The following is a 9,274-nucleotide window of genomic DNA, read 5'->3' on the forward strand; positions in this document are numbered from 1 at the left end:
GAACTGGCTTCGCACTTGCGAAGACGAGGCCCGATCTTCAGATCAGGCCGATGAGACGAGCGGTCGCGACGCCGCGCGATGCTGCGGATGAGACGGACCGGGACCGATGATCAGCGCCTTCGACCTGTTCAAGATCGGGATCGGCCCGTCGAGCTCGCACACGGTGGGGCCGATGGTTGCGGCCCTCGATTTCCGCGAGCGGACGCGGCGCCGTCCCGGCCTCGCCCGCATCCGCGCCGAGATCTTCGGCTCCCTCGCCTGGACCGGGCGCGGGCACGGGACCGACATCGCCATCCTCCTCGGCCTCCTCGGCCATAGCCCCTCCGCCATCGACCCCGACCGGGTGGACGAATACGTGGCCGAGGCGAAGCGGACGGGCCGGCTCGGCCTCGGCGGGCCGGCTTTCGCCCTCGAGACCGATCTCGTCTTCAACTTCACCGAGGTGCTGCCGGTGCACACCAACGGCATGCGCTTCCGCGCCCTCGACAGTCAGGGCACGGTCCTCGACACGGTCACCTGCTATTCCATCGGCGGCGGCTTCGTCGTCGGCGAGGAGGAGGTCCGCGCGGGCGAGGCGGTGGAGTTTCCGCTGCCCTATGCCAGCGCCGCCGATCTTCTGGCCACGTGCCTGCGCACCGGCTTCTCCATCGCCCAGGTCCAGCGCGCCAACGAGGGCGCGAGCCGCAGCCGCGAGGCCATCGACGAGGGCCTGGACGCCATCCGCGACGCGATGTTCGCCTGTATCGACCGGGGGCTTCGCCAGACCGGCGAACTGCCCGGCGGCCTCAAGGTGCGGCGGCGGGCCAAGAAGCTGTTCGAGGACCTGGAGGCCAACCGCCACCTCAACGCCCGGCCGGCCCACGAGATCATGGACTGGATCAGCCTGTTCGCCCTCGCGGTGAACGAGGAGAACGCCGCCGGCGGCCGGGTAGTGACCGCCCCCACCAACGGCGCCGCCGGGATCGTCCCGGCCGTCCTGCGCTACGCCCGCGACTTCTGCCCCGGCTGGTCGGACGAGCGCGGCCGCGAATTCCTGCTGGTGGCGGCCGCCATCGGTGGTCTCATCAAGAGCCGCGCCTCGATTTCCGGCGCCGAGGTCGGCTGCCAGGGGGAGGTCGGCTCGGCGGCGGCCATGGCGGCGGCGGGTCTGGCCGCGCTGCTCGGCGGCTCGACCCTGCAGATCGAGAACGCCGCCGAGATCGCCATGGAGCACCATCTCGGCATGACCTGCGACCCGATCGGCGGCCTCGTCCAGATCCCCTGTATCGAGCGCAACGCCTTCGGGGCCAACAAGGCGGTGGTGGCCGCCTCCCTGGCTTTGCGCGGCGACGGCATCCACCGGGTCAGCCTCGACGAGGTCATCGAGACCATGCGCCAGACCGGCCACGACATGCAGGCGAAGTACAAGGAGACCTCGCTCGGCGGCCTCGCGGTGAACGTGGCGGCGTGTTGAGCCGCCGATCCCGTCTCAGCCGTCACGGCCGGTTCTGCAGATTATCCAGACGGTGACGAGCAAAACCCATGGCCGTCCGTGCACTCTGCGAACCCTCGGGTGCCGGGGCTAGCTGGCGAGACGCTGCGCCTGACGCTTGGCCGCATCGAAGGCCTGAAGATCGAGGGCGAGATTGATGACGTGGGCGCTCTTCAGGCGTGTCGGCTCGATCGCGCTTCCGATACCGTGCTGCAGGTAGACTTCTTCCACCTCTGGCGTTCGCATCGCGCCGCCCATGGTCCAGTTGGGGAAGGAGCGGCTCTGAACATTGCGCGCATCCATGATGGTTGCGGTGGCGTGGCGCGGGTCGCGTGCAATCCGAGTATAGGTGGCACTCACCTGGGCTTGCTCACCCTCCAGAATCTGAATGAACCACGTCTTGTCGAAAATGAGGAAGCCGGTGATCCCGTCTCTGCTATTATTGCGCTGAGAAGCGGAAACGATGTCCCGCAGATTCGTAAGCATTGCGCGGTCGTTACCCTGCACGACGTTACGGCTATAATAGACGAGTTGGTGAATCATCGTAGATTTTCACTTCCGTTAAAAAGCGAAGCGTAAGAAAATGATCGTCTCTGACGCTCATGCAGCCCACCAACGCCGCACGAACGATATCGGCCTTGACCCGATTGTCTTGTTTGATCGCGAAGTTAATCAAATCCGAATACGCAACGATAAGCAGCTCTTGGAATCCTCTTCCCCGCTCGGGCCAGCGACAGGCGGAGGTCTTTACGCGACGTGCCGGATGCCGGGAAACGGTCCCAGCCGAGATTTCGGTATGAACGGCGCGAAGATCGCTCACCGTCCAGCCGAGAGCCCGATCACGGGATTCAGAGCCTAGGCCTGGGTCCGGATCGCGCCCGAGGTACCCGAAATCGTCTCCTGGGAGAGGAGACGCACGCCGCCGTCAGCGGCGTCCCCGGTCCTTGCCCTCCGCCGCCCGGCGCAGGGCCTCGGCCATGGCCCCGTCGGGGGCCGGGCCGCGTGGCGCCGGGGCCGGCGCGGGTCTCTGCTGGGGGCGTGAGGAGGAGCGCTCCTCCTGTCGCCCCGGTCGCGGCGCGCCCGCTTCCTCCGAGCGCATGCTGAGCGCGATGCGCTTGCGGTTGGCATCCACCTCGACGACGCGCACCTGCACCACGTCGCCGGGCTTCACCACCTCGCGGGGGTCCTTCACGAACCGGTCGGCCAGGACCGAGATGTGGACGAGGCCGTCCTGGTGGACGCCGATATCCACGAAGGCGCCGAAGGCGGCGACGTTGGTCACGACACCTTCGAGGCGCATGCCGGGCCGGAGATCCGAAATCTTCTCGACGCCCTCCTGGAAGGTCGCGGTCTTGAAGGCCGGGCGCGGGTCGCGGCCGGGCTTTTCCAATTCCGACAGAATGTCGGTGACCGTGGGCAGGCCGAAGGTCTCGTCGGTGAAGCGCTTCGGGTCGAGGCTCTTCAGGACGGGGCCGTTGCCGATGACGGCCTGGATGGGCTGTCCGGCGGCGGCGAGGATGCGGCGCACCACCGGATAGGCCTCCGGATGCACGCCCGACGCGTCGAGGGGATCGTCGCCGTCGCGGATGCGCAGGAAGCCGGCGGCGAGCTCATAGGCCTTGGGGCCGAGGCCGGCGACCTTCTTGAGGCTGGCGCGGGTGCGGAACGGCCCCTTCTCGTCCCGCGTCGTCACGATGTTGGCCGCCACCCGCTCGGAGAGGCCGGAGACGCGGGCGAGCAGGGGCGCGGAGGCGATGTTCACGTCGACGCCGACGCCGTTCACGCAATCCTCCACCACCGCATCGAGGGCCTTGGAGAGCTGACCCTCGCCGAGATCGTGCTGGTACTGGCCGACGCCGATGGCCTTCGGCTCGATCTTCACCAGTTCGGCGAGCGGGTCCTGCAGGCGCCGGGCGATGGAGACCGCCCCGCGCAGGGTCACGTCGAGGCCCGGCAATTCGGCGCTGGCATAGGCGGAGGCCGAATAGACCGAGGCGCCGGCCTCCGACACCATCACCTTTGTGAGCTTCAACTCCGGCTGCTTGGCGATGAGTTCGGCGGCGAGCTTGTCGGTCTCCCGCGAGGCGGTGCCGTTGCCGATGGCGATGAGCTCGACCTTATGGGCGCGGCAGAGCTTGGCCAGGGCGACGAGGGCGCCGTTCCAGTCCCGGCGCGGTTCGTGCGGGTAGATCACGTCGGTGGCCGCGACCTTGCCGGTGGCATCCACCACCGCGACCTTCACCCCCGTCCGGAACCCCGGATCGAGGCCGAGGGTCGGCCGGGCACCGGCGGGGGCGGCAAGCAACAGGTCGCGCAGGTTGCCGGCAAAGACGCTCACCGCACCGGTCTCGGCCACCTGTTTCAGGCGTCCGCGCAGGTCGGTGTCGAGGGCGGGTTTCAGCTTGGTGCGCCAGGTCCGGCGCACGGTCTCCATCAGGAAACGGTCCCCCGGCCGGCCGTGATCGCCGATGCGGAAGGCGCGGGCGATGCGCAGTTCCTGCCAGGAGGGCACGCCCTTCTCGGCCACGTCGCCGGGGGCATCGGTGATGTCGAGGTCGAGGATCTCCTCCTTCTCGCCCCGGTACAGAGCCAGGATGCGGTGCGAGGGCAGGCGCGTGAGCGGTTCGGAGAAATCGAAATAGTCGGCGAACTTCTCGCCCGCCGCCTCCTTGCCCTTCTTGACGGTGGAGGTCATCCGGCCGCGCTGCCAGACCGTGTCGCGCAAGCTTCCCACCAGTTCCGGGTCCTCGCCGAACCGCTCGATCAGGATGGTGCGCGCGCCCTCCAGCGCGGCCTCGACATCGGCGATGCCCTTGCCCGCATCGACGAAGGCGGCGGCGGCCTGTTCCGGCGCGCGTTCGGGATGGGCGAGCAGCGCCTCGGCGAGGGGGCCGAGCCCGGCCTCGCGGGCGGCCTGCGCCTTGGTGCGGCGCTTCACCTTGAACGGGAGGTAGAGGTCTTCGAGGCGCGCCTTGGTGTCGGCGGCGAGGATGCGGGCCTTCAAGGCAGGGTCGAGCTTGCCCTGGCCGTCGATGCTGTCGAGGATGGCGGCGCGGCGCGCCTCCAGGTCGCGCAGATAGGCGAGGCGCTCCTCCAGATCGCGGAGCTGGGAATCGTCGAGGCCGCCGGTGACCTCCTTGCGGTAGCGCGCGATGAACGGCACCGTCGACCCGCCATCGAGAAGCTCGACGGCCGCAGCGACCTGCCGCTCGGCGACCTTGAGCTCCGCCGCGATGGTTGCAGTGATGGCGGCCATGGAATCCTCGCGCGCGTGAAGGGGCCGCGGTGTCTACAGGCCGGGCCGGAGCGTGGTCAAACCGCATCCGGCCGCCCCGCCGGGCTCCCGGGCCGAGGTGTTCGTGACAAAGCCCCCCGTGTCGATACCGATTGTCGTGAAAGCGGACGCCGAACACGCTTGCCTGCCATGGACATGGGGTTCGTCGCAGCGGAGACTTGTCGAAAGAACAAACGGGTCAGGGAGAGAATCGCATGAGGCTCAGGCTTGCTCTGGCCGCGCTCGTCGTCGCCTTCGCGGGGGCGGCCTCGGCGGAACCCCCGACCTTCCAGGTCGATCCGGCTTGGCCCAAGCCCCTGCCGAACGACTGGATCATGGGCCAGGCCTCCGGCGTCGCGGTGGATGCCGAGGACCGGATCTGGGTGGTGCAGCGGCCCCGCTCGCTGACCGATGACGAGAAGGCGGCGAGCCTCACGCCGCCGCGCACCAAATGCTGCCACCCCGCCCCTCCCGTGCTGGTCTTCGACCAGGCGGGCACCCTCGTCCGGTCATGGGGCGGGCCGGGCGAAGGCTATGACTGGCCGCAGAACGAGCACGGCATCCATATCGACCACAAGGGCTTCGTCTGGCTCGCCGGCAACGGCGAGCAGGACGGTCTGATCCTGAAATTCACGCCGGAGGGCAAATTCGTCCTGCAGATCGGCAAGCAGGGGCCGCAGACCAACAGCCTCGACACCACCCGCCTTGGCCGCCCCGCCGCCATGCAGGTGGACCCGGAGACCAACGAGCTCTTCGTGGCCGACGGCTATTACAACCACCGGGTCATCGTGTTCGATGCCGAGACCGGGGCGTTCAAGCGGATGTGGGGCGCCTACGGCAAGCCGCCCACCGACGAAGCGCTGCCCGCCTACGACCCGGCCGCCGCGCCGGCCCAGCAATTCCGCAACCCGGTCCATTGCGTCCAGATCGCCCGCGACGGGCTGGTCTATGTCTGCGACCGGGCCAATGACCGGGTCCAGGTGTTCCGCCGCGACGGCAGTTTCGTGAAGGAGTTCTTCGTGGAAAAGAACACCCGCGCCAACGGCTCGGTCTGGGAACTGGCCCTCTGGCCCGACCCCGACCAGACCTACCTCCTCAATGCGGACGGCGCCAACAACGAGGTCCGCACCCTCAAGCGCGACACCGGCGAAGTGCTCGGCGCCTTCGGCCGCAACGGCCGCATGGCCGGCGACTTCCACTGGGTCCACAACCTCGCCGTGGACAGCAAGGGCAACGTGTTCACCACGGAGGTGGATACGGGCAAGCGCGCGCAGAAGTTCTTGTTCAAGGGGGAGATGGTGGTGCGCAAGCGGGTGGGGCCGTAGGAGGCCGGAATGGGAAAAAGTAAGCGTCGACTCATGGTGTTCGCTCCCGGGGAAATAGGATAGGCCTTGAAGTAGCCGTCGACGCGAGACTGATTATGTCGCTGACTAACCTTCTGGTACCGACCTACAGGAACATGTTGCGGACGCTGGCCGGGCTGCTGGACAAGGCAGAGCATCAGAGGGTGGATCCGGCCAATGGTCTGCTATCGGCGCGTCTGGCACCGGATATGTACCCGTTAGCGTCACAGGTGTGTTTTGCCGCCTACCAAGCTCAGGAGGCGACGTTCCGCCTTCGCGGCGAAGATATTCCCCAATCGCTTGCTGCCGTGGCGGCCGAGGGGCGCAATGCCGGCGACGTGCCCGGCTCAATCGCGGATGCACGGGCTCGCATCGCCGACGCATTGGCGCGTCTGGACAGCCTCTCGGACAATGCCCTCGATTCCGGAGCGACCCTGCAGATCACGATCGAGCTTCCGGGCAACATCACGTTCGATATGAGCGGCGAACAATACGCTCGGGATTGGGCTCTGCCTCAGTTCTACTTCCACGTCATCACCGCCTACGCCATCTTGCGACATCACGGCATCGCGCTCGGCAAAGCCGACTATGTGCCTCACATGTTCGCGTATCTCCGGCCCGGATCGCTGCCATGAGCATGACCGGAGAGCGGCTTGGCTGCCCGCAACCCGCTCCCATTCCTCAAAACCGCCCCGCCACCGTCAACCGCACCGCCATCGGCTCCACCGGATGCAGATGCGTGTCCGCCACCCCGCCGGCGGGCTCTCCCCGCAGCCGCGACTCATAAAAATAATCGATCTGGCTCGCCTTGACGTTGAGCAGGTTGAGGATGTCGAGCTGCACCGTGACGCCGTTGTCGAAATTGTAGCCGATGCGGCCGTTTACCAGGGTGGTGGGCTTCGAGCGGACGGAATTGTCCTCGATGAGCGGGCGTGGGCCGAAATAGCGAAGCCGTAGCGTACCGAACCAGCCCAGCGACTCGCCCAGCGTAAAGCTGGCGGCCGCGATGGCGGTAGGGGCGGCGGGGATGCGGCTCCCCGCAGGGTCGCGGTCGGCAAAGCGCGCATGGGTCACGGTGAGGTCGGCGTCGAGAGCGAGCCAGGGCGTCACCGCGTAGTGGTTGGTCCACTCGATGCCGGTGCGCCGGCTCGGGCGGCTCGGCTCGGTGGTGCCCGCATCACCCACGAACAGGTTCTCGGAATCGAAATCGAGCTGGAACAGGGTCACGGTCGACTCGAGACCGGCGATGGAGCGGTTGCGGATGCCGACCTCCGAGCCCACCGAGCGCACCAGCAGGGGCACCCGGTCGAGGGGGAACAAGGGATTGCCCGGATCGACCGTGATGGTCGCGCCCCGCGCGTCGTTGGAATGGAAACCCTCGCCGTAATTCACGAACAGCTCGGTCCCGGCCCAGGGGCCGAACACGACGCCGAGCTTGGGGCTGACGATGCCGTCCCGCGCATGGCCCGAATTCAGCGGATTGTTCGATCTCACGGTGGCGTCGTAGGCGTCGGCGCGCAGGCCGACGCTGGTGCGCAGCCACTCGGTCCAGCGCAGGCGGTTCTCAAAGTAGAGGGCGGCGCTGCCCTCCTGCACGCGGTCGTCGCGCACGGTGGAGAGGGAGGTGCGCGCCCGCGTGTTGAACAGGCCCACATGGATGTCGTCGAACCGCGCCTGCACGCCGATCTCGTTCTCCATGGCGAGACCGAACAGCTCACCCTTGAACACCCGCGCGATCTCGCCGCCGGCGACGGTGCGGCTGTCGAGCTGGCGGAACTGGTCGCCATTGACCGGATCGTTGAGGAAATAGGTGAAGTTGTTGAACAGGTTGAGATTCGAGCGGATGACGTAGGCGCTGGCGCGGGTGACGCCGCCGTCGTCCGACCGGCTCCAGCGGCCCGACAGGGAGAAGCGGCTCGCATTACCCCCATCGCTTGGGTCGAGGGTGCCGAAGCGGCCGATCAGGCCCTCGGAGATCGCCCGCTGAGGGATCTGGTTCGTCGCCGTCCAGCGGTTGGAATAGGCCATGCCGGTGAGGGAGAACCCGTCGAGGGCGGTGCCCTGGCTGTAGCGCAGCACGCCGTTGAGCTTTCGGATATCGTCCGGCACCACCCAGGGGCCGTCATAGACCTGAGCCTCGCCGGCGGCGAGGAGGGTCCCCTCCCCCAGCGGCGCGGAGGCGATGGTGAGCGCCCGCTTGTAGCCGAAGCTGCCGAGGGAAGTGAGCGCGAGAGGGCGGGGCACCGCGTCGATCGTGTCGATCCGCACCGAGCCGGCGGAGGCGAAATCCCCGTCGCGGGCGAAATACGGGCCCTTGTGGAACTCCACCGCGCCGACGAGTTCGGGAATGAGGAAGTTGATGTCGGCATAGCCCTGGCCGTGGCCATGGGTGCGCATGTTGGCGGGCATGCCGTCGATGGTGATGGCGATGTCGCTGCCGTGGTCGAGGTTGAAGCCGCGCAGGAAGTACTGGTTGGCTTTTCCCTCGCCGGAATGCTGCGTGACGATGAGGCCGGGCACGGCTTCCAGTACCTCGCCGGGGCGGGTGACCGGCCGGTCGTTGAGGGCCTTGCCGGTGATGACGCCGGAACTCGACGTCAGCGCGGGAGCGGACAGGGCGCCGAACGCTTCGGCCCCGCCAGTTCCGCCCGTGGCCCCGCCGAGGCCGGGACCGGCAGCGGGAGGCGGCGGACGCATGTCGGCGGCCACGGAAAGTTCGTCGAGGGTCGCCTCGGCGGTGGTCGCCGCGCCGGACTGGGCGAGGACCGGTGACGCGGATGTCAGCAGCGCGAGGACGAGGAGGGGATGGAGAGCGCGTGGAGGATGGGCGGACACGGGCGAAACCTCGGGCGACGGCAGTGGCACGTCACCGCGAACGAAGCCGATGCRTTCGCGACATGCGAACGCCCCGACACCCCACCAGGACACCCCGCCCGATGCGTTTCGCGTGTGACCACGACTGACGGCAGGTCTCCTGGCTCGCGGGTCRCCGCCCTCTCATCGTCTTCCCAGGTGATCACCCAGTGACGTGTTGATGAAGGACTCGCCGCTTACAGTTGCGGGGGCAGCCGCGGCATCGGACACAAGGTCCTCACCGCGTTCCCTTTTGATCCCCCGAAGAGGAACCGTCATGCTCAAGCTAGTCGAGGCCGGGAGACCGCGTCAACGACGTCACGGCAACAGCCC

General features: G+C 67.8%; 7 protein-coding genes and 1 riboswitch. Of the genes, 3 read left to right on the forward strand and 4 right to left on the reverse strand.

Translation table 11 applies throughout. The features are described from left to right. Positions 1-106: 106 nt before the first annotated feature. Positions 107-1,453 carry an L-serine ammonia-lyase gene (locus tag ASF08_RS08495; RefSeq protein WP_056143768.1) on the forward strand — a complete coding sequence of 449 codons (1,347 nt, stop codon included), beginning with the start codon at positions 107-109 and terminating at the stop codon, positions 1,451-1,453. A gap of 108 nt (positions 1,454-1,561) precedes the next feature. On the opposite strand, the gene ASF08_RS08500 is transcribed toward ASF08_RS08495, so the two are convergent. The 3 genes from ASF08_RS08500 to ASF08_RS08505 form a co-directional block, all read right to left on the reverse strand. Next, the gene (locus ASF08_RS08500; RefSeq protein ID WP_056143771.1) at positions 1,562-2,014 is read right to left on the reverse strand and encodes a BLUF domain-containing protein; all 453 of its coding nucleotides are present in this window, start codon (positions 2,012-2,014) and stop codon (positions 1,562-1,564) included. After that, the gene (locus ASF08_RS24655; protein ID WP_156629513.1) at positions 1,989-2,291 is read right to left on the reverse strand and encodes a hypothetical protein; all 303 of its coding nucleotides are present in this window, start codon (positions 2,289-2,291) and stop codon (positions 1,989-1,991) included. The genes ASF08_RS08500 and ASF08_RS24655 overlap by 26 nt, the downstream gene beginning before the upstream one ends. A 105-nt stretch (positions 2,292-2,396) precedes the next feature. After that, positions 2,397-4,727, reverse strand: coding sequence for a Tex family protein (locus ASF08_RS08505; protein WP_056143774.1), 2,331 nt, complete (start codon positions 4,725-4,727; stop codon positions 2,397-2,399). Positions 4,728-4,960: 233 nt separating this feature from the next. Here ASF08_RS08505 and ASF08_RS08510 point away from each other — a divergent pair, with 233 nt between their 5' ends. Together ASF08_RS08510 and ASF08_RS08515 are read left to right on the forward strand one after the other, a co-directional pair. Next, complete coding sequence (locus ASF08_RS08510; protein ID WP_056143777.1) at positions 4,961-6,070, forward strand: hypothetical protein; 1,110 nt, start codon at positions 4,961-4,963, stop codon at positions 6,068-6,070. A gap of 95 nt (positions 6,071-6,165) precedes the next feature. Further along, positions 6,166-6,723 carry a DUF1993 domain-containing protein gene (locus ASF08_RS08515; RefSeq protein ID WP_056143778.1) on the forward strand — a complete coding sequence of 186 codons (558 nt, stop codon included), beginning with the start codon at positions 6,166-6,168 and terminating at the stop codon, positions 6,721-6,723. 46 nt (positions 6,724-6,769) lie between these two features. Here the strand turns inward: ASF08_RS08515 and ASF08_RS08520 are convergent, their stop codons facing one another. Beyond that, positions 6,770-8,923 (reverse strand): TonB-dependent receptor, encoded by a 2,154-nt coding sequence (locus tag ASF08_RS08520; RefSeq protein WP_056143781.1) that lies wholly within the window; start codon positions 8,921-8,923, stop codon positions 6,770-6,772. A gap of 112 nt (positions 8,924-9,035) precedes the next feature. Beyond that, a riboswitch (cobalamin riboswitch) is annotated at positions 9,036-9,233 on the reverse strand. Between the last annotated feature and the right edge of the window lie 41 nt (positions 9,234-9,274).

The organism is Methylobacterium sp. Leaf85, assembly GCF_001422125.1.
Classification (GTDB): Bacteria; Pseudomonadota; Alphaproteobacteria; order Rhizobiales; family Beijerinckiaceae; genus Methylobacterium; species Methylobacterium bullatum.